This window comes from Rhizobium sp. BK176 (assembly GCF_024808055.1).
In genome coordinates this window covers 1-19,648 of the sequence record NZ_JANUBV010000007.1, presented here as the reverse complement: position 1 = coordinate 19,648, position 19,648 = coordinate 1, and the positions used below count along the sequence as shown (strand labels likewise).

Here is a 19,648-nt window from a genome sequence, read left to right as displayed (position 1 = left end):
CCATGACTGATAGTGCGGGACCGTTGAGCCGAGGTAAACGCCGCCGGCAGGATTCAGTCGTCGTTGAGCTTGCGCAGGGCGCGGGTGATTTCGGCGCTGTGGATCGTCACAAGGTCAGAACTCTTGATCGATGCCGAGATCGTATCGTCCCAACGGAATGTCGGCTTGTATATCGCTTCGTCGGACATGCGCGCCAGCAGCTTGAGATTATAGTCGCCATCGCGCTTGGTGGCCCGCTGCCAGTATCCCTTCTGATTGCCGATCCTGCCGAAGAAGATGCCGGGTTTCCCTGCGGCATTGTTTGCTGCCCATCGCGCGGGGCCTGTCGGCTTTCCTGCGGCGCGGACCTTGGCGCGCTTGGTGGCCAGTCGAGCACGCTTCGTCTTCTCGGCCTTGGCCTGCCTCGCGATGCGCTTAAGATAGCCTCGCTTCAGGTTGCCGAATGCATTCTTCTCGCCGTCAGGGGCATCGGTCAGGACATCATACGGCGTTGTACCGACATCGCCCTTTCTCCGGACGCCGCCGTTGATGAGGTATGTGATATAGGTGGCTTGCTGCGGCTGGATCCGGACGACGGCCTCCAAGGATTCAGGTGTGGCCTTATCGACGACGAATCCTTTCCGCGTCCATGCGGTCGGCTTTCCCTGGATTGTCTTGTCAGCATACGCAAGGAGGCTCTTTCTTGCGCCAAATGCAATACTGTTGAGAAGCCCGGCCTGCGCCTGCGGCAATACCTGCCTTTCGATACGAGTCAGCGTCTTCTCAAAGCCGCGCAGATCGAACGAGAAAACGTCATCCTTCGCCATGTCCTACCTCCCGCAAAAAGAAGCCCCGGGTCCGCGGTTGTTCGCGCAGCAGCCGGGGCCAAGTCGAAGGAAACCGACGGAGAATTCCAGCGGTCAGATGATCACTGGTGCCGGCTTGGCGACGATAGCGGGCGGCGAGCTTCGTGACTTCTTCGAACGTCGCATTGCTGCTGAGGACGGACGTCACACTCATCCGCGCCATGTCGTGACCTTTTGTGGAGTCGGACTTGCTGAAGCCTCGGCCGTTCTGCTTCGTCGCATAGTCGGCGTCTTCCGCAGCGACAGCGCCAAGGACGAGCAGAGCTTCACGAGCCTTGCCGTAGCGAGGATCACGGGAGGATGCTGGAGGACGGAAGTGCCTCATGCGGAACCTCCCGCGTCACTACTGAAATGCCTGGATCGCTGATTCTGAATCGCGGAGTAATGGGGGGAGCCGACAATCAAGATTCTCGTCATAGTGACTTGCTCCTCGACGCTTTCTCGGCGGATTTCCGCAATGCGGCTCGGTCTCGGCGGTACAGTAGGCGACCCATAGTCTTCCGCTTCGACGCTAAAGCATCGTAGCCCCGGGACTCCAGAAGTCTGAGAGTGTCGGCGAGGACCGCCTTAATCGGGGCGGGTAGATCCTCCCCAGATTCCTGGAGCCGTGCCAACGCGACGGAAACCGCTGCAGCGACTGCCGTGTCGACGTGGCATGCCTCAGGCACCGCGGCTGTCCGCAGGCCCGCTCTCCAGCGCTCTGTCGCGCTGCGTCCCAACTCGTTCCTCGGATCGGCTTGCCTCGGCATGACCTTCACCCTCCATCACTACGGGAAGTGTCTCGGTCGGCGTTGCAAGCGACAAAGCCTTCGGCTCGTCACTACGACAATAAGGGACCGGCGGAGCTGGTCGAGCGAAACGGTAGTGTAGCGCCCACGAGAACCGAAAGGTTCATCCCAGCCAGGAGCGGATTCACATCCATGCCGAGGACCGAGGTATATTCTTTTCGCATTCCCGAGAGTTGACACTGATTTGGCCTTGCAGCCACCAAGTGTCGTCAACGTGTTTTGGCTACATTTTGTCCGCGAATCCGGCTGTCTCAGCTACATTTTGTCCGTCTCAGCTACATCCCAGCCATCTTTGAGACGAGACATACATCATCACTACGGGACGGTTTATTTAAGCTCAGTTTCGGACAAAATGTAGCTAGGACCCCTTGCGCCAATCTCCGCCGGCACTGACCATTGTTAGTACAGGAGGACGACATGACGAGATTTTTTCGCAAGAAAGGAGTGGCGGGATCAGAGCGCAAGCGCGTGAAAGGCGACATCCGCCTCGTGCTCGCGAGCGACCGCCCGGAACAGGACAGGGATCCGCTGGCCGAGAAGCATTCGGCGCTCATCAATTCAGTTCGATATTTCGGCGACCGTGAGGGCGACACTCCCGCCGAGGCTATGACGTCGACATCAGCAGCTCTCTATGAGTATCTCCTTGCTCGGGCGCTTCCAGAGATGACTTCGAAGGAGGAGCACCTCGTTTCCTTTCAAGACGCGAAGACATTCCTGAAGATCGACAAGACATCTAGGCTGCGCGATTGCATCGACGATCTCACGAAGACCTGGGTCTCATACGAGTTCATGAATCCGGACGAAGGCAAGCACAGAATTGCCCGCCGAGTCCCGCTGCTCCACATTGAGGAAGACGTCGGTACGTTCTCGGGAGAGCGCTCCATCACATACTCGATGCATCCGTCCGTCCGCAGGGCAATCCTCGGCGATGGGATATGGGCTATGACGGAGATCGCCGCATATCCTCTCTTCACATCGAAATACACTTGGAGGCTGTATCCTAAGTTGGCGCTAATGTCCGGCCGCACACTCCGCCCCGATATGCGTTGGACTCCGGAGGAGCTTGCTGTTGAACTCGGTTGGCAGCCCAAGGGCGCGTTCAAGTTCTCGAACTTCGAGAGCCGCGTGCTGCTGCCAGTGCTTTCCGACATCAAGGCACACGTTCGCCGCTTCTCGGTATCCTGCGAATACGTCCGTGCCGCGACGCGTGGCCGTCCCGTCTCTCAAATCATCATCACCGTTGGCCCCACGACCAGGACACCCGACGAATTTCGCAAGGCAGACATGGAGAGGAGCAGTCGTACTCGCGTGCGCCGCATTGCCGCCGACGCTGCAGTCGACCTCGCGACGGAGATGCCTGGCGAAGACGCGTTGCGCCGGGCGGCTACCCGCCTCCGTCAGCCGGTGACTGCAGTCGCGACGTTGTGGACAGAAGCCTTCGCGGACGAAGGCATCATGAATCTGATGCAGCGTGAAGGCCTCAAGGTTGCGTTCGAAGAGTGGGTGATGCAGCAGGAGGCTCGCAAAGAGGACGATGATGTCGAGGTCGAGTTCGACGCCGCAAGCACGATCCTCGTAACCCTCGCCGACGGTTACGATCTCGAGACGGCAGCGTCCGCCATCGATGATCACCTCTGGACAGGATCTTCGGCGAAGACAATTCGCATCCTTTGGAACGTCGCCGGCACGCAACATCAGCACCACATCAATGTCGCGGCGACCGAACGCGACCTGGCGCTGCTTCTGCATGCCAATCAGGACATCATCGAAGACATGGAGTACGCAGCATGAGCAAGAAGAACCTCACCAAGAAGACCCTGAAAGCCAATCTCCTAGCGATGGCTGCCGAAGAAGCTGCGCAGGAACACGAGCATCGTGCTAGCTTTGAACGATTGATCGCATCTATCCGCGCGCAGCTCGAGTCCATGGCGGAGCCTGAAGATTTCATCCGATCCAGCGTCAACGACCAGTTCGGCGTTGCACTCGATATCGCGAAGCGTGTGCTTAGGATGCCTAAGCACGAGTTCGAAGCTGCAGCCGCCGTTCTGAATACCGCCGTCAGCCGCGTAGTCGATCGATGCCCATCCGGAAAGGATACGCGAGATGTTCCTGAGTGGATGCAAATGACGGCGGAAGAGCTGCGCCTGTCCTATGATCTCATGACACCCTGGGCGGCGACGGACTGGATCGTCCGGCATGGAGCCAAGGTTGGCTACACAGCTTCCCAGATTGCGAAAGCGACGAAGGAATATAAGCCACTGGAAATCGCACGCTGCACTAAGCGTGACGAGGGAGATGAGGCTCGTGCCGTTGCGAGACGCGCCGAAATCGAAGCCTTGTCGCGCGCGTCCTATCAACAGCGCATCGCGTTTGAGACATCACGGACCTATCCATGATGCCGATCGCGAAGCTTTAACCCTGCCGGCGCCTTTCTTTCCGAGAGGGGCTCACAACTCCTCCGGGTCTATGCTATACGGATTCCCGGATAAGGGGATCACTCAATGACTGGACTGAAGATAGCCCGAATAGCCTGATGCCGCCGCGCGCGGATCCGCTTTCGTTTATCTATCTTCAGGAGTCCAGCATGTCCTTCACTCGCAAGTTCTATTCCGCTGACCTTCATCTCGGCCATCACGGCATCCTCAAGCACTGCCCCGTAACGCGCCCCTTCGATTCCGTCGAAGAGATGGATGCCGCCATCGTCCGCCGTATCAACGACCGTGTCTCGGCATCCGACATCCTTTACATCGTCGGCGATTTCGCGATCTCGTCGGATCCGGAGTATGTCCGCCACCTTTTCCATCAAATCCGCAGCCGCAAAGTCTTAATCGTCGGCAACCACGACTTGGACCGCAAGGGTCGCGTTCGCAAGATCCTTGTGGATCTGCCTTGGGACCAGCCGCCGACGGCCGCGCTCGAGACGCACGATGATAGCTGCCGGATCTACCTGCACCACTACGGCTGCCGCACGTGGCCTGCTGCGCATCACGGCAGCTATCATCTTTTCGGTCACAGCCACGGCAATCTGCCGCCGCTCGGGCGCAGCCGTGATGTCGGCATCGATTGTCCCGATATGCACTTCGCGCCCGCGACCTTTCGCGAACTCAAGGAGTCTCTCGTGTCCGTAGAGCCGTCATGGCATCAGTCAATGGTAACCGCTTTCGGTGCCACCGTGCCCCCGCTGGAGTCCTTTCGCTGCCGCCACGTTCTGCAGCCGATGCTGTGGAGCATGTATGCAGACCTCGATGCGCGCGGCCTGCTGCAGTCTGTACGCATCATCGGAATCGAGACACGCGACCGCGGCTGGGTGACTGTTGTCCGTCAGCTCGATGCGAGCCTGTCCGATACCGACAAGCGCACGCTGGACGAATTGCTCGTCGACTGGGAGATGGACCTCTCGGAAGCCGATCGCCATGACTGATGACGAATACGGTTTCCTCGTCGCTTCGCACGGTGATGCCGTCCCACCCCGTGATCGGCTCCGGCTGCACGACTGCCAGATCCGGGCGCTCGACAGCATGCTCCGCGTCATGCACGAGGACGGCATCGACCGCGAGGTGCGCATCGTCAGGATCTTCGCGACGGCGTCCGGCCAGACTCGGATCGATATCGAATACACCGATGCCGTCGACCCGCGGAGCGGAGAGGCGTTGTGTCACGAAATTTCGTTCTGGCGATTCGAGCAGCGCTTTCGAGAAATCTTCGAAGAGGAGACCGATGATGATTGAGAACTCACCCATGCCGCTCGGCTGGTTCGATCTCGTCCACGACCTGCGCCTCGCGCTGCTGAAGAGCTATCCGGGCGTCGCTGTCACTGAGATAACGTCCGACCGCGGGTGGCTGCACATCCGTCTCGCCGACGGCGACCTCGATCCCGCCGAACGCCTCCGCCTTGATCGCCTAGTGCAGATTTACGTCACTCGTTCGCTGACGACGTGCATGTGCTGCGGATCTGGATATGGCCGCGACCGTGGGGAGCGCAAACAGATCACGTGCGACGAATGCGAGAAAGAGTACCTCAATGCCGATGCCTGACGCAGATTTTCCACGAATCAAGAAAGACGACCTCATCGCCGATTACCCTGGTGTTTTCGACAGCGCGAAGTGGGTCGATGTCGGTATCGGCTGGCTGCCTCTCGTCCGCGGATTTGTGGCCGAGGCGCTGCCGCACGACCATCCCTGGCCGTCCACGAAATCAAGGAAAAGTGGGGCTGCATGCGCCTATGGTCCGACACCGAGGTCACCGCTGCGCGTCTGGCCAAGGCCAAGGCGGAGATCAAAAGCAGCTACGTCTGTGAGGTCTGCGGTGCCGCCGGCTACGTCCGTCGACCGCCGCCGGATCGGATGGCTTGGTGGCGCTGCCTGTGCGACGAGCATGCTTCGCCGGACCAGCGGTCATGGGGCACACGACAGCAGGGTCCGATGTCCGGCTACATGCAGGCCCGCGACGGGCAATGGTACCGCTATGACGAAGGGGCGGATTCGATGATCGCGAGCGAGCCGCCGGAGAGATTCCGATGAAGACCTTCGCCGACCTCAAAGCAAAATATCCGCTTCTCATCCGCCCGGGATTTCTTATTGAGTGCCACGAGGGATGGGTCGGCATCCTTGATGCGTATTTCGAGGTCGTCGACCGCGAGTTGCCTACGGATGCGACTTACGAAGTCCGGCAGATCAAGGAGAAGTTGGGCTCCCTGCGCATCTATGACGGTTCCTATGACGAACCCCTTTCCTCCATCAAAGCGGTCACCGATGCTCATCTGCTCGCCGAGGCGCGCAGCTATCACACGTGCGAGTACTGTGGCCGACCCGGCGTTTGGAGCGACCGTCGCGGCTATCTGACGACAGTCTGCGGAGACCACGCCGTTCGCGATGGATACCGTGCGGAGCCGTGCGATGCGGAGCCCACCACCTTTCGCGATGAGCGCGGCGTGTGGTGGGTCTACGATCTGGATAGCGACGCATTAGTCGAAACGGAGGCGCCGGAATGGGCGCGATGACAGCAATCTCTCTTCGACGCCGCCGTCGTGGTCTCGGCGTTCCGCGCCACATCTCCATCGAATCCATGGATCGCGAATCTTTGCTATGCGAGGCAATTCTTCGCGACGAGGACATCGAGCGCGCGCTGTCGATTTGGTGGGAGCCCGACGACGAGACCTGTCGCCGCGTAGGCTGGCACCTCGTCAGGCATACCGGGACGCTTTTCCACGTCGGCCGCCGACTGTTGGAACTAACGTCTCCTGGAGGCGCACTGGTGCCGCCGCTTGAGTTTCGGATGTGCTTGGCAACGGAGCCGACGGAAGAGGAGCAGTGGTCGGCGCCGCTGATGCAGCCCTGGAGCCTGATCCTCTTTCAGTCTGGCAGCGTGCCGGCTTTTTGGAGCCTCGGCGGGACCGTCTATCATCCAGAGCATCACGTGCAGTGGATCTGGACGCGGCTCCTCTCTCTGAATCGCGCGAAGAAGATGGCGCGGACGACAGAGGGGTGGGTGCGGTTAGGGAAAAGGATGAGCGCATGATGATGACGGACGAACGAAAAGCATGGCTGCGCGGGGCGTATCTGGACCGCATCATCGAAACAGCCATGCACTACGCCGCCAATCACACGCATTTTGCCGATGCGGAATGGGAGGCCTACATCGTCGGCGCGTTTGAGTATCTCATCGAGCTGACGGCGGAAGACCATGGATATCTGCGCGAGCAAGCCGGATACGAAGCGTGGCAGCGGATCCGCGTCGCACTGGGTGAGGCAAGTCAGACGGCATTCTCGAAGCTTCGCCACAACAACGGCGATGTAATCGATGCCGACGCCAACTTCGCGCTGGGCATCGGATGGATCTCCTTGCTGCAACACGCTGCCGACCGTGTCAGGACTTATCCGGAGGGATGGCGTGCGCGCATCGCCGGGGCAAAGGAAAAGTTCGGCTGTTGCGTCGTTCACATCGGGTGCGACTACGATCAGAGCGGCTGCCGCTCCGAAGTCGAACGGCTCCGTGAAGAGGTGCGGCTGCGCAGCTTGTCTATGTGTGAGCTCTGCGGAGAGTCTGGCCGGCTGCGGTTGTCGGGGTTCGCGAAGACGGTGTGCGATCAGCATGCAGTCGTAATGGGTGAGTTCCGGGAAGACGATGGGCGCTGGGCGGACCCGTGGGCTTGGAACGACGACGCCGCACGCATTGACGACCTGCTCGCGAAGGGTCGCGCTTTGATGTCTGAGTATCCCGCCGAAACCGCCGAGCCGCGCCGCGGCTTGGACCCCGTGCGGCCGCGACCGACGCAGCATGTGATGGACGAGAGCGACGATCCGCTTCGCTCGACACCGATCGGCATGCGCATCGATGAAGACACCTGGAACATGAGCGGCCGCGAGAAGGAGCTCCTGATTGAATTTGGCTGGTACATCCAAGACGCGGTCAAGGGTGCCGCCGTGAAAGTCGAATTTCTCGACGGCTACGTCCGCGATGAGGTCTCTGGATGGCGCGGGTACGCCGCGCAGCCGCTGACAGCTTCAGACGAGGAATTCCTGCATGGATATCTCCGCGGGCTTATCGACGATGAATACGAGCGGATGCGACTTAAGCAGAAAGCCGAGCGCAACAAGTAGATGTCGGAAATAGCCGACCAAAAGGTGGACAATGTCGAATATTCCCGTCGCAAATGGGTGGCAGCACATCCTTACCGAAGCCCTTGAGCAGGCGGCCGCGCTGCCTGATGAATGGTGCTTCGAGATCGTGTCGGCGAAGACCGTCGACGGCGCTCTCAAGCTGTCGGCGACGTATGTCTCGGGCGATGTTCCGCTCGACGACCACCTGCCGCCGGAGCGCAAGCTTCCGCATCCGTGGCGCGCCATGACGCAGATCCGGAAGAGGGCGAGGGAGAAGTCGTTTCAGACGTGCGAGTGCTGCGGGCGTATGGGTCAGATGATCGCTGCCGGTGAGACGGCACGGGTACGGTGCGCGGCGCATGTCGATGTCGTCGATGCGATGTCGTGGCTGCCGCCGGAGGGTGTGATGTTCGAAACCTCCGAGGAGGCGATGGCGCACTTCCTGTCGGACTTCGGCGACGGTTTGGATGCGATGCAGGAGATGGCCCGGAACGGTGACGACGACAAGCGGGACTGAAACTGGCACCCAGTGCCTCCGGAACGGAATCCGTCGGGCACTGGGATAGGGTAAGATCACCGCGCGGTGATCTTAGGCGGCTTTCTTCATCTGCTGCGAGGCGAGATACATCTGGTGCCCCTCCATGACGTACTCCTGCCACCACGTCAGGATCTCGAGCTTAACGTCGAGATAGCTGTTCTTGTCGTACACGAGCTGAGCCACGCTCTCACGGCCTTCGTTCTTGTGAGTGATCATGGTGACCTCTTCTGAATCCATCGGACGACCACGCAACGTGAAACGGGACATCTTCGGGCCGACGATCGAGACGAACGCCTTGCGGAGATCGTGGGTCGATACGTTGAACGGCATCAGCTCGAAAATGCCCCCAGGCTTTCGCATCTCTTCGATCTTGTCCGACACGGTGCGGACGTTGATGTGGCCAGCCATATCATCACCAGTTTTTTTCGGCCGCTGCTTCGGAAACAGATGAACGGATGCCGGATTGTTCACGGCCATCCGGAGAGCGTGCTTCGCGATGCTAGCCGCCATTGGCGGAAGGGGGAGCTTCCGCCAATGGTGGCTCTTATCCTCGAGACCCCATACGCACTCGTAATGTCCGGAGTCGAACTGGAAGGCTGACTGGAGAGCGATTGTGGGTGTCGTCCGGCGCTGTCCAGTGAGAAGCTGGAGCTTGAGCACGCCGCGCACGGTTTCGTTAGGGCATGATTCCAACGCTTCCCACAGCGCTCCAATCTCGATCTGGGTCAGCGCCCTAAACTTGTCCTTTCCTGCAATCTCTGTCGCACGCTCCAGGCACTTCGACAGGTCGGCAGCCGGGTTACGGTCAAGGTTGAACTGCTTCTTGTTTACGAAATGCTTGAAAGCCGCCTTCAGTGCGCTGACGGTGAAATCTGCCTGGCGGATCCCAGCGACCACATCCTTCTTCGACCCTCTGTCACCACGCGCCTGCTGTTCCTCGATAGCCCGTTCGGTGCAGCGGGATACGATGTTGTCTCGGATCTGAGCGAGGTCGCGGGTCAGGATGGAGGCAATCGGCTTGCCATGGATGGGAGCGAAGTCTCCCTGCAGGCCGGGTGTCGCGCCCAGCGCTGACTTGTAGCCGCGCGCTGTATCCGGATTGCGGTTTCGGCCGCACCATTCGAGGTAGAGGTCACGTGCGACCTCCCAAACTACTCCGGTACCCGTCGCAACATCGTGGAGATGTCCTGCATCCTGAACCGAATATCCAGCCGCGAAGGACTTCACGAGCGTATCGATCGGATTACCCTTCTTCGCTTCCTTCCGGATCTTGACGACCAGCTCCCGGAGCATCGGGAGGTCGTCGAGGCCGAAGTGGGAGAACGGTGCGATCTGCAGGTTCGCATCGCGAGTGCTGTAGTACCAGGATGCCCCGGTTTTGGTGAGCTTGATGGCAAGGCCGCTGGTGTCCTGGTCGCGATAGACCACGGCTGCGGAAACGCCTTTCTTGATCTGGTTCTTGACCTTGGTGAGTGTATAGCCAGTGAAAATTTCGGAGGGCATTCGGGATCTCTTTCTCTTGTCTGAGAAAATGGTCACCCGGATCGAATCGCTTGGCAAGTGCTAGACCCGAAAACACTCATCGGTTAGCAGCCAAATCACGCGTGATTTGGAAACACGTCTCTAAGTCACAACCAAGAAAGTTGACCAAGATATGCGAGACAACTGCCTGTCAACAAATTTGCCCTTGTTTCTAAGGCCTTGATCCGTCAACTTTGTTGACAAGCGCTGACAGGGCGGACAGAAGGAAATGCGAGACCCTCTGACTCTTAATCAGCGGGTCGTAGGTTCGAGCCCTACATCACCCACCAAAAACTCCTTTAAACAAGGACATAGGGAAACTAGCTAAAGCTGGTTTTTATTGTCTTTGGACTTTAGCTCCGATGAAAAAGTCGGCCGCCGCTTCCAGTCGAAATGGCCTGGCCCGGTTCCTCCCCTGTGGTGAAGCTGGTGCTGCGAACGACGGTTATTCGGCCCGTTGCTCGGCGGGTCCCTCAGCCCGTGCGAGATTGAGCGCGCTGTTGATAAGTCCGACATGACTAAACGCCTGGGGAAAGTTTCCCACCATCCGTTTTGCCTGGGTATCGTACTCCTCCGCGAGAAGGCCGACGTCATTGCAGAGCGAGAGCAATCGCTCGAAGAGATGCAGCGCGTCGTCCCGGCGTCCGATCAGCACAAGTGCATCGACAAGCCAGAAACTACAGGCAAGGAAGGCGCCTTCGCCAGCAGGCAGTCCGTCGTCGACTTCACGGGTTTCGTATCGAAGGACCAGACCATCGCGCAGGAGCTTGTGCTCGATCGCCTCGACAGTGGCGATGTAACGTGGGTCTTCGGGAGGGAGGAACCCGACCATCCCAATGTGCAACAGGCTGGCGTCGAGGGCTTTTGATCCATAGGCTTGGACGAAGCAGCCAAGCTCCGAATCGAATGCTCTGTCGCAGACATCCTGATGAATGCGGTCGGCGACGGCCTTCCAACGTGCTGCGGCCTCACTGTTATCTTCTTCGCGTGCCGTCGTGGCCGCGCGGTCGAAGGCGACCCACGCCATAACCTTCGAATAGGTAAAGTGCTGGCGCTGCCCCCGCACTTCCCAGATCCCTTCGTCTGGTTCGGTCCATATCTTCTCCAGGAATTGGAGGATGGTATCGCTGAGCTGACGACTGCGCGGATGTGGCGGCAGTCCACCCTTGCGTGCCTGCAGCATCGCGTCGGCGACCTCGCCATAGACGTCGAGCTGAACCTGTTCTGCGGCGCCATTGCCGATGCGTACCGGGCGAGACCCTTCGTAACCCGCCAGCCAGGGAACCTCCCACTCCAGCAGGTTACGTTCCCCTGCGACGCCATACATGATTTGCATCTGCGCCGGGGCACCCGCGACAGCGCGCAGCAACCAATCGCGCCACCCACTGGCTTCCTCGTAGTACCCAAGCTTCATAAGTGCCAAAAGGGTAAGTGTGGCGTCCCGAAGCCAACAATACCGGTAGTCCCAGTTGCGCGGCCCTCCGAGTTGTTCGGGGAGGGACGTCGTCGCCGCGGCGACGATACCGCCTGTCGGCATATAGGTCAGCGCCTTTAGCGTTATCAGCGACCGTTTGACCAGCGGCTTCCATACGCCCACGTGTGAGCATGTGCTTGCAAACGATTTCCAGAAGCCTTCGGTGTCCTCCAAGGCGGCCCGGATCGATCTCGCTACCGGCCGAGGAACGTGCGACGGGTTCCATGTCAGGGTGAAGGATTGCTGTTCTCCCGCGGAGACAGAGAACGAACCCACAGTCCGCATTTCGTCGCCATGCAGGGGTACCGATGATGTCAGGGTCAGCCTGTCCGGGCCGGCGATCGCCGTTAGGGTGCCATCCTCGCTGCTCGTCACCCAAGGCACAGTTCGTCCGTAGTCAAAGCGAAGAACGAACTCCAGGTCGAACGCCAAGGTGCCGTCCGTGCCCTCGACGATACGCATCAGATCACTGCGACCGTCGCGAAGAGGCATGAAGTCTTTGATGACCGCGCTGCCTGTCTCCGTTCTGAACTCTGTCTCCAAGACGAGCGTGTCTTCGGCATATCGGCGCGTCACCTCGTAGTTCTCGCTGGAAGGTCGGATCAGCCACCGTCCATTGTCGTCGCTGCCGAGCAGCGCCGCGAAGCAGGCTGGAGAGTCGAAGCGCGGAAAGCAAAGCCAGTCGATCGATCCACCTTTCGACACCAGCGCGGCGGTCTCACAGTCTCCGATGAGCGCGTAGTCTTCGATGCGGGCCGGCACGACCGATCTCCTTTGTTCGTGGTCTCGTCTAAGGTAGAGGCCTGGAAGGAGGGTCAAGTGCACATAGTGGTCCTTCGACGGAGCCGGTTTGGCAGCATGCTTCCCGCAAGTTGTTTGTTTGAAAGCAATGAGACGCGCGTAAGCACCCCTTCTCCTTGCCAGTTCGCCGGCATGAAAGCGTTCGCTCGGACTAAAGTCGGGTTCACCTGGGACTGAGGTCCGGTAGACGGAACCGTCAGGATTCCACCTCGTTGGATTTACGAGCGGCCCGTCGAGGCCGCTTTGTTCAAGGAGGAAAACATGCTTATCAAACATTCGATTGGCGCTGCCGCAGCATTGGTCCTAGCGTCCGGCGTAGCATTCGCGCAGTCGTCGACCGTCAACGGCGCGGCAGGCGGTGCAGTCACCGGCGCGATCGTCGGTGGACCGGTTGGCGCAGCCGTTGGTGGGGTCGCCGGAGCGACTGTCGGCGCGATCCTCGAGCCACCGCCGCAGAAGGTGGTTACCTACGTCCGTGAGGCGCCTGCGCCTTCGGCACGGGTCGTCGTCAAGCAGAAGGTCATCGTCGGTCAGCCGCTTCCGGAGACCGTTGTCGTGACGCCTGTTCCTGACAATCCGAAATACTCCTATGCCGTGGTGAACGACGAACGTGTGATCGTCGAGCCTTCATCGCGCAAGGTCATCCAGGTCATCAACTGATCCTGGTCCAGAGCGCGGCAACGCTGCGCTCACCACCAGCACCAATCAAACGACATCAAGGGAATATGCCGCAGCCGCGATCGGTGTGGCTGCGTCTGCCTTGTCGTTCAAGGAGAATAAACATGAAACGCAAGACACTACCCATCATCGTCGCGGCGTTGGCGATCGGAACTTCGCCCCTCGCTTTTGTTCCCGCGTCCGCCCAGGACGCTCCGATCCTGCCGAAGAAGGGAAGCTCGCAGCAGGGTACGCAGCCACAGTCCGACGGCGCCACGACGCAGCAACCGGACGCCGGCGCACCCGCGACAGGCGACGGCTCTTCGGGCGGGGGAGCTTCGGGCCAGAGTGAATCGGGCGGAGGCCAATCAGATACTCAGAAGCCGGCTGAACAGGGTTCAAGCGGATCGTCCACTGGTGAAAACTCCGGCAAGACGATGAAGCCTTCCGAGAACGGTGCGACCGGCAGTCAGGGGGGATCTCTGAGCGGTTCTGGCGATGCCGGATCGACCACAAAGACAAAGCCCTCGAATGACAACGGCTCTTCCACCAAGGGCGGCTTGTCTTCGAGCGGCTCGGGTTCCGAAACCAATTCCAATTCTACCACCAGCGGCCAAAACCAGCCTGCACAGGGCGGTGATGCGTCGAAGTCTTCGAACACCGAGCAGCATTCGACGACCACCAATAAGTCGTCAACGGAAACGAAGACCGAGAACAACACGACGAACGTGAATATTTCAGTGGAACAGCAGACCGAGATCCGCCAGGTCGTCAAGGAAGTTCACGTCGAGCGCGTCAAGGAGACGAATTTCGAGGTCGCCGTCGGCACCAACATTCCGCGCCATATCGACCTTGAGCCGTTGCCGTCGCGGATCGTCGAGGTCGTGCCGCAGTACAAGGCCTATCGCTTCTTCATCCTTGCTGATGGACGGATCGTCATCGTCGATCCGGACGACTTCACGATCGTCTACATCCTGACGGCATAGATGACCGGCCCGGCGACGCAGTGCCGCCGGGCTTTCGCCGAGCGAGGCAGGACGAGGAGGAACAAAGTTCCGGAAGGCGGGTTTCTCGCTGAACTCGATTGTGTCGCACAATCAGTTGGATCGAGGGGGTAGGGAGGCTGCTATGAAAGCGATTGCTACGGTGCTGTTCGGCGCTGCCGCGGCGGTGGGGGCCTGTCTCATCGGCGCGGCTGCTGCCACATACATCCGTGCCGTGCCCGAAGGACAACACTTGGGCAATCTGCAAACTGCGGGCCCCTGGACTTCAACTCCTGAGCGCGTCGATCCTCGGAGCCAAAAGTTCGAGCGCGTTGCGCCCCTTGTCTCCGCAGCCTATCCCATCACTCCCGTCGTCCCGGCACCTAAGACGGACCCCGTAACGGAAGCAGCCTCCCAGGGCATGTCGGCAGACTCCGGCGACACTTCGCTGCGCAACGATCATGAACAGTGGTGCGCGTCGCGTTACCGGTCCTACAATCCCACCAGCGATACCTATCGCTCCTATAGCGGTCAGGTCCGCACCTGCCTCTCCGTTCGCGGCCCCATCCACGGAGGTCACGGGATCGGTAAGCAACGGGAATACCAACCATGTCGTGTGGTGTTCGGGCCGCTATGCGTCCTATCGGACGGATGACAATACATACCAGCCGTATGGCGGCCCGAGGCGCGAATGCGTCTCGCCGTTTCCCGAGGGCTCAAGCATCATAACTGTCAGCCAGTAAGCCTCGCCCGGCACTGTGGGCGATTGCCGCTCTTTTGCGTTAAGACAGAACGAGACGGCGGGAACCAACAGCCTTTCATCGCGTTCTAGGCACAGTTCCAAGGCGTTTCGCACACTGCGCCTTGGCCTTTCCAAATGTCCCTGTTATCTGCCCCGCTTCCCTGCGGGGCTCCTTTCTGCTGTGGAGGAGGGAGGAACCACTATGTCCCACAAACGCTACAGCCGCCGCGACGAGCCGTTGCATTCCAAGGATCTGGCAGTCTGTCATCGTGTGCTCCACCATATCCGCAATGAACAGGGGATCGAGGCGTCCTCGGACGAGTCCGAACGGATCGCTTCCATCATCATCGAGTTCTATCGTCAGGGAGTCCACGACGAGATGCAATTGCGTGCCCTGATCGACGTGGCGCGAGGCTTCACGCACCGGGAGACGTAGCAACGGGAAACGGTCGGGAACAGAAGCAGACCTGCGGCGTTTTCCCATTCAGCTCGTGTCGCCCTAGACACGTTGTTTTGAGATGTAGCGATACTAAAGAGCCCCGCCAACACCGCGGGGCTTTTCTCTGCCGCCTTCCCCGGAGCTCCTGTAGGACTTAGGTCCTATAGGACCTCAAACGGCTGAACCATAGGGATCATGGGGCGTTGAATCTGCAGAGAAAGGAGACTGACCATGAAACGGTTGATTATCGCAGTGGCCGGCCTCGCAGCACTTCTGGTAAGTGCCCCTGCGGACGCCCAAGGTGTTTATTTCGAGTTCGGTTCCGGAGACTCTCGATACTATGACGATCCGCCGCCACCTCGTTATTACCGAGAGGGACCGAGGTATCGTGACTACTACCGACCGCGTTACGCTTATCGCGACGTTTGCTGGAGGGTGCCGTATCAGCACCGAAGCCACAACCACTACATTACGCGGTACAGAACGGTCTGCCGATAAGAGTGAGCCTCGCGCGAAGCGGGGCTTTCTCGTTGACGTCTAGGCCAACCTCGCCATTCCCGCGCTGACGTGCCGGACGTCAGCCGATTTCCTCGATTCCTGTGGTGTTACTGATACAGAGACGGTTTTTCGGGGAGTTCCACGGCAACACGATTGCCCGTCTTCCAGGCCTGAAGGCAAGCCTTCGTCACCAACATCGCCATGTAGCCATCCCAAGCACTCGAGCCTGAGGGCCTCTGTGTGAGGATGCCAGCCGTCCAGGCTTCCAACTGCGCGCGGTAGGCTTGCCGGAACCGCGGCCGCCAATCCGCAGGTGTCCGGAAGCCGTCGTGGCCCTTTGTACGCAGCGTCGTTGCCGGGCTGGGATCCAGCGCGATGGTTCCATCCTCGCAGACGAGTTCTGCCCGCACATCGTATCCATACTGGGCGTCCGTGAAGACCTCGATATCGACCACCACACCGGACGCAGTTTGCAACAGAATGAACTGCGGTTGCCTGTTCGGGGCATTTCGGGTTGCCGGTGGGCTGGCGACGACTGCTGAGGTGATCTCTTCGTCGAGGAGGTACCGCGCGATGTCGAACTCGTGGCCGGCGGAATTGGCAATCACCAGTTCGGATGTGAGGTAGTCTGGGCCGACAGCGTTCCGGTGAACGCAATGGAGAAAGAGCGGTCGCCCCAGTTCGCCGGAGGCGAGCGCTTGTTTCATCTCGACGTAACCGGCATCAAAGCGCCGCATGAAACCGACCTGTACCAGGCGCTTTCCGGCTGCGACTTCCGCTCGAATGATCTCCTCGGCATCCTCCAAGCTTGCTGCCAGAGGTTTTTCGACGAGCACGGGCTTTCCCGCCGCAATTGCCTTCAATGCCAGCGCCGCGTGAGTGCCATCAGGCGAGCAGACCATCACGGCATCGACGTTGGGATCGCTGATCAAGGCGTCCGCATCTGCGATGGCGCGCACACCAAGGGATGCGGCGACGTTTTCAGCGCGGCCGCGAACAAAATCCTGCACCGCGACAAGCCTCGCGTTCGCGACACCATCGGCCAGAATCGTTGCATGATCGGCACCCATGACGCCGGTTCCGATGATACCGATCCGGAGCTCTTTCATTGCCTCTCCCATTCGAAAGTCGCCAACTCCGGAAAGTCTATGACCGGGATAGCAAAGATTTCAAGCTCACTGCAGGCGACGATAACGCGCTCGGTGCGGGCTTGGCGCGCTGAGCGATCAACATCTCGGCCACCTTGATATCTCGTGCAATCCGGTTGCCCCGTGCCCAGCCACTCGCCGCAACGATCCGCTGATCGTCAGCGAGATGAAATAAGATCAATGCTTCCTCGTCGATCTCCCGAGTGATGGTGCTCGTCGATTCATTGGCGAGACCGGCTATCTGAAGCGAGAAGTCGTATTGATCGGACCAGAACCAGGGAACCACTTCGTAGGGTCTTTCCGCGCCCAGCATATTGGCGGATGCATGCGCCCCTTGGTCTTGGGCGTTTCGCCATGCTTCCAGGCGGATCCTCTTGCCTCCGTAAGGGAACGAGCAGCAATCGCCAGCGGCATAGATGGCTGGATCGCTTGTCTGCAGCGTGGCGTTGACGGCGATGCCGTTCTCGACCGAGAGGCCCGCGAGATGCGCGAGTTCGCAGCGAGGTTCGGCACCAATGCCGACGACCAGGGTCGCTACATCGAGGATTTCGCCGTCATTCAGGGACAGGGTGATGCCGGCGGCATGCGGCGTGATCTGCCCCGCGCTTGTACCGCAAAGGATGCGTACGCCATGGGCCTGGTGGAGCGCTTGGACGCGTGCTGCGATGGCATCCGGTACCGCTCGCATGAGGATGCGCGGCAGCGCTTCGATAACCGTGACTTCGAGGCCTCTTTGCCTCGCCGCTGCAGCCAACTCCAGGCCGATGAAGCCTGCGCCGATGATTGCCAAATGCCCTCCGGGGACAAGACGTCGCGACAGGCGCTGGGCATCGTCGTGTGTGCGCAGATAGAAGACATGCTCCATGCCTTCCACAGAGGAGAGCTTTCGCGGGGACGAACCGGTTGCGAGCAGTAGTTTGTCGTAGGAGACACGGCGTCCGCTTGCCAGTTCCACCGACCGAGCCTGGCGATCCAATCCGACGGCGGCATCGCCCGTCAACGTCGCTATCTTCCGTTCAGCAAGCACGCTACCCGTGACGACGAAGGGAGGTTCGATACCCTCCGGTGACATCAGATGTTCCTTCGACAAGGGTGGACGCTCGTAAGGAAGGTGCCGTTCTTCGCCGATCAAGGTGATGCCACCATCAAATCCTTGATCGCGTAGCGCAAGCGCTGCTCTTGCGCCGCACTGGCCGCCGCCGACAATGACAAACTCTTCCATGGTTCCTCACTCCAGGCCAAGGTAGACGTTTCCGTCTTCGATCTTTGTCCGGTAGGTCCTGAGGTTGACGCACACGGGGGCTCCGCGTGCCTCGCCGGTGCGGTAGTCAAACCTGCCATTGTGTTTTGGACACTCGATGATGTGGTCCATCACCAATCCGTCGGCGAGATGCACCTTTTCGTGAGAGCACATCCCATCCGTGGCATAGAAGCTGTCGTCGGGGCTCCGATAGATCGCGAAGGTCTTGCCTTCGTGATCAAAACGGATGACGTCCTCATTGTCGATGTCATCGATTTCACAGGCCTTGATCCACGCGCTCATCTGGTCCTCCCAAGCTTGTCTTGCTGATTGAGGCTAGGCCAAAACGCCGTTCGGCGCGGGAGAAAAGATGATCAAAAAACCTCAAGTGCCGGTGGTGTGCACAGGAGAGCTTGGTGCAGAGAGAGATTTACACCTGATGAAAAGACTTCATTCAGTCGCGAAAGCGGCCGGTTTGCGGGTAGCTGCCGCGCCGCCGTTGCTGGCGCGGCCCGGATGACCTACATCCGCGCCCGCGATAGCTAGGGCCGCCACTGCTGCAGGTGCTGCGCTGGCGAACCTTCTTGAGTGAAGCTCAGTCTCTGGACTCCGAGCGTCGTCCTCGCCTCAATAGAGTACCACGCTTCTGATGCTTTCGCCGGAATGCATGAGTTCGAAGCCCTTGTTGATGTCCTCGAGCGGCATGGTGTGGGTGATCATCGGATCGATCTCGATCTTGCCCTGCATGTACCAGTCGACGATCTTCGGGACGTCGGTGCGGCCGCGGGCGCCGCCGAAGGCGGTGCCCATCCAGGAGCGACCGGTGACCAGCTGGAACGGCCGGGTGGAGATCTCCTGGCCGGCGCCGGCAACGCCGATGACCACCGACTTGCCCCAGCCGCGATGACTGGCTTCCAGCGCCTGGCGCATCACCTTGGTGTTGCCGGTGCAGTCGAAGGTATAGTCGGCGCCGCCGATCTGGTCGGCGCCACGCTTCGTCATGTTGACGAGATAGGGGACGATGTCGTCGCCGACTTCCTTCGGGTTGACGAAATGCGTCATGCCGAAGCGCTCGCCCCAGGCCTTCTTGTCGTTGTTCAGATCAACGCCGATGATCATGTCGGCGCCGGCGAGCCTCAGACCCTGGATGACGTTGAGGCCGATGCCGCCAAGCCCGAAGACGATGGCGGTTGCGCCGATCTCCACCTTGGCGGTGTTGATGACGGCGCCGATGCCGGTGGTGACGCCGCAGCCGATATAGCAGATCTTGTCGAAGGGAGCGTCGGGATTGACCTTGGCAACGGCAATCTCCGGCAGCACCGTGTAATTGGCGAAGGTCGAGCAGCCCATGTAGTGATGAATCTTGTCCTTGCC

General features: G+C 59.9%; 24 protein-coding genes. 16 read left to right on the top strand and 8 right to left on the bottom strand.

The features are described 5' to 3' along the window. Positions 1–53 precede the first annotated feature (53 nt). Both FHT76_RS20970 and FHT76_RS20965 read right to left on the bottom strand, forming a co-directional pair. Positions 54–806: a hypothetical protein gene (locus tag FHT76_RS20970; protein ID WP_259185796.1), complete on the bottom strand. Its 753-nt coding sequence runs from the start codon at positions 804–806 to the stop codon at positions 54–56. Continuing rightward, positions 793–1,170, bottom strand: coding sequence for a hypothetical protein (locus tag FHT76_RS20965; protein ID WP_259185795.1), 378 nt, complete (start codon positions 1,168–1,170; stop codon positions 793–795). The genes FHT76_RS20970 and FHT76_RS20965 overlap by 14 nt, the downstream gene beginning before the upstream one ends. A gap of 880 nt (positions 1,171–2,050) precedes the next feature. Here FHT76_RS20965 and FHT76_RS20960 point away from each other — a divergent pair. The 10 genes from FHT76_RS20960 (at position 2,051) to FHT76_RS20915 (ending at position 8,750) form a co-directional block, all read left to right on the top strand. Beyond that, positions 2,051–3,424, top strand: a complete 1,374-nt coding sequence (locus FHT76_RS20960; RefSeq protein WP_259185794.1) for a replication initiation protein — start codon at positions 2,051–2,053, stop codon at positions 3,422–3,424. After that, on the top strand, positions 3,421–4,029 hold the full coding sequence (locus tag FHT76_RS20955) for a hypothetical protein (protein WP_259185793.1): 609 nt from the start codon (positions 3,421–3,423) through the stop codon (positions 4,027–4,029). The genes FHT76_RS20960 and FHT76_RS20955 overlap by 4 nt, the downstream gene beginning before the upstream one ends. Before the next feature lie 188 nt (positions 4,030–4,217). After that, positions 4,218–5,054, top strand: a complete 837-nt coding sequence (locus tag FHT76_RS20950; protein ID WP_259185792.1) for a hypothetical protein — start codon at positions 4,218–4,220, stop codon at positions 5,052–5,054. Next, positions 5,047–5,361, top strand: a complete 315-nt coding sequence (locus FHT76_RS20945) for a hypothetical protein (protein WP_259185791.1) — start codon at positions 5,047–5,049, stop codon at positions 5,359–5,361. Before FHT76_RS20950 ends, FHT76_RS20945 begins: the two co-directional genes overlap by 8 nt. Beyond that, positions 5,351–5,668, top strand: a complete 318-nt coding sequence (locus FHT76_RS20940; RefSeq protein ID WP_259185790.1) for a hypothetical protein — start codon at positions 5,351–5,353, stop codon at positions 5,666–5,668. Before FHT76_RS20945 ends, FHT76_RS20940 begins: the two co-directional genes overlap by 11 nt. A gap of 180 nt (positions 5,669–5,848) precedes the next feature. Further along, positions 5,849–6,154 carry a hypothetical protein gene (locus FHT76_RS20935; protein ID WP_259185789.1) on the top strand — a complete coding sequence of 102 codons (306 nt, stop codon included), beginning with the start codon at positions 5,849–5,851 and terminating at the stop codon, positions 6,152–6,154. Further along, positions 6,151–6,633, top strand: a complete 483-nt coding sequence (locus FHT76_RS20930; protein WP_259185787.1) for a hypothetical protein — start codon at positions 6,151–6,153, stop codon at positions 6,631–6,633. Before FHT76_RS20935 ends, FHT76_RS20930 begins: the two co-directional genes overlap by 4 nt. Beyond that, positions 6,630–7,151, top strand: a complete 522-nt coding sequence (locus FHT76_RS20925; protein ID WP_259185785.1) for a hypothetical protein — start codon at positions 6,630–6,632, stop codon at positions 7,149–7,151. The genes FHT76_RS20930 and FHT76_RS20925 overlap by 4 nt, the downstream gene beginning before the upstream one ends. Continuing rightward, positions 7,148–8,233, top strand: coding sequence for a hypothetical protein (locus FHT76_RS20920; RefSeq protein WP_259185784.1), 1,086 nt, complete (start codon positions 7,148–7,150; stop codon positions 8,231–8,233). Before FHT76_RS20925 ends, FHT76_RS20920 begins: the two co-directional genes overlap by 4 nt. A 31-nt stretch (positions 8,234–8,264) precedes the next feature. Next, a complete protein-coding gene (locus FHT76_RS20915) occupies positions 8,265–8,750 on the top strand; it encodes a hypothetical protein (RefSeq protein ID WP_259185783.1) in 486 nt (161 codons plus the stop codon). A 72-nt stretch (positions 8,751–8,822) separates the two neighbouring features. On the opposite strand, the gene FHT76_RS20910 is transcribed toward FHT76_RS20915, so the two are convergent. Both FHT76_RS20910 and FHT76_RS20905 read right to left on the bottom strand, forming a co-directional pair. Beyond that, the gene (locus FHT76_RS20910; protein ID WP_259185782.1) at positions 8,823–10,274 is read right to left on the bottom strand and encodes a hypothetical protein; all 1,452 of its coding nucleotides are present in this window, start codon (positions 10,272–10,274) and stop codon (positions 8,823–8,825) included. Between the two features lie 463 nt (positions 10,275–10,737). After that, a complete protein-coding gene (locus FHT76_RS20905; protein WP_259185781.1) occupies positions 10,738–12,528 on the bottom strand; it encodes a glycoside hydrolase family 15 protein in 1,791 nt (596 codons plus the stop codon). A gap of 300 nt (positions 12,529–12,828) precedes the next feature. On the opposite strand from FHT76_RS20905, the gene FHT76_RS20900 reads away from it, so the two are divergent. From FHT76_RS20900 to FHT76_RS20885, 5 genes are all read left to right on the top strand, one after another. Further along, positions 12,829–13,227, top strand: a complete 399-nt coding sequence (locus FHT76_RS20900) for a DUF1236 domain-containing protein (protein WP_183860790.1) — start codon at positions 12,829–12,831, stop codon at positions 13,225–13,227. Between the two features lie 122 nt (positions 13,228–13,349). After that, on the top strand, positions 13,350–14,210 hold the full coding sequence (locus FHT76_RS20895) for a DUF1236 domain-containing protein (protein ID WP_183860788.1): 861 nt from the start codon (positions 13,350–13,352) through the stop codon (positions 14,208–14,210). Positions 14,211–14,352: 142 nt separating this feature from the next. Further along, positions 14,353–14,862: a BA14K family protein gene (locus FHT76_RS41270; RefSeq protein WP_405049310.1), complete on the top strand. Its 510-nt coding sequence runs from the start codon at positions 14,353–14,355 to the stop codon at positions 14,860–14,862. Then, positions 14,822–14,950, top strand: coding sequence for a BA14K family protein (locus FHT76_RS41405; RefSeq protein ID WP_405049311.1), 129 nt, complete (start codon positions 14,822–14,824; stop codon positions 14,948–14,950). Before FHT76_RS41270 ends, FHT76_RS41405 begins: the two co-directional genes overlap by 41 nt. Before the next feature lie 201 nt (positions 14,951–15,151). Then, complete coding sequence (locus FHT76_RS20885; protein ID WP_183860786.1) at positions 15,152–15,385, top strand: hypothetical protein; 234 nt, start codon at positions 15,152–15,154, stop codon at positions 15,383–15,385. A gap of 608 nt (positions 15,386–15,993) precedes the next feature. On the opposite strand, the gene FHT76_RS20880 is transcribed toward FHT76_RS20885, so the two are convergent. Genes FHT76_RS20880 through FHT76_RS20870 form a run of 3 tightly spaced genes read right to left on the bottom strand, consistent with a single transcriptional unit; the run spans position 15,994 to position 18,577 of the window. Further along, positions 15,994–16,995, bottom strand: coding sequence for a Gfo/Idh/MocA family oxidoreductase (locus FHT76_RS20880; RefSeq protein ID WP_183860784.1), 1,002 nt, complete (start codon positions 16,993–16,995; stop codon positions 15,994–15,996). A gap of 37 nt (positions 16,996–17,032) precedes the next feature. Then, a complete protein-coding gene (locus FHT76_RS20875; protein WP_183860782.1) occupies positions 17,033–18,256 on the bottom strand; it encodes an NAD(P)/FAD-dependent oxidoreductase in 1,224 nt (407 codons plus the stop codon). Between the two features lie 6 nt (positions 18,257–18,262). Beyond that, positions 18,263–18,577 (bottom strand): MocE family 2Fe-2S type ferredoxin, encoded by a 315-nt coding sequence (locus tag FHT76_RS20870; RefSeq protein WP_183860780.1) that lies wholly within the window; start codon positions 18,575–18,577, stop codon positions 18,263–18,265. A gap of 67 nt (positions 18,578–18,644) precedes the next feature. On the opposite strand from FHT76_RS20870, the gene FHT76_RS20865 reads away from it, so the two are divergent. After that, positions 18,645–18,794 (top strand): hypothetical protein, encoded by a 150-nt coding sequence (locus tag FHT76_RS20865; RefSeq protein ID WP_259185780.1) that lies wholly within the window; start codon positions 18,645–18,647, stop codon positions 18,792–18,794. A 107-nt stretch (positions 18,795–18,901) separates the two neighbouring features. On the opposite strand, the gene FHT76_RS20860 is transcribed toward FHT76_RS20865, so the two are convergent. Further along, the coding region (locus tag FHT76_RS20860) for a zinc-binding dehydrogenase (RefSeq protein ID WP_259128569.1) at positions 18,902–19,648 on the bottom strand (747 nt) is incomplete at its 5' end.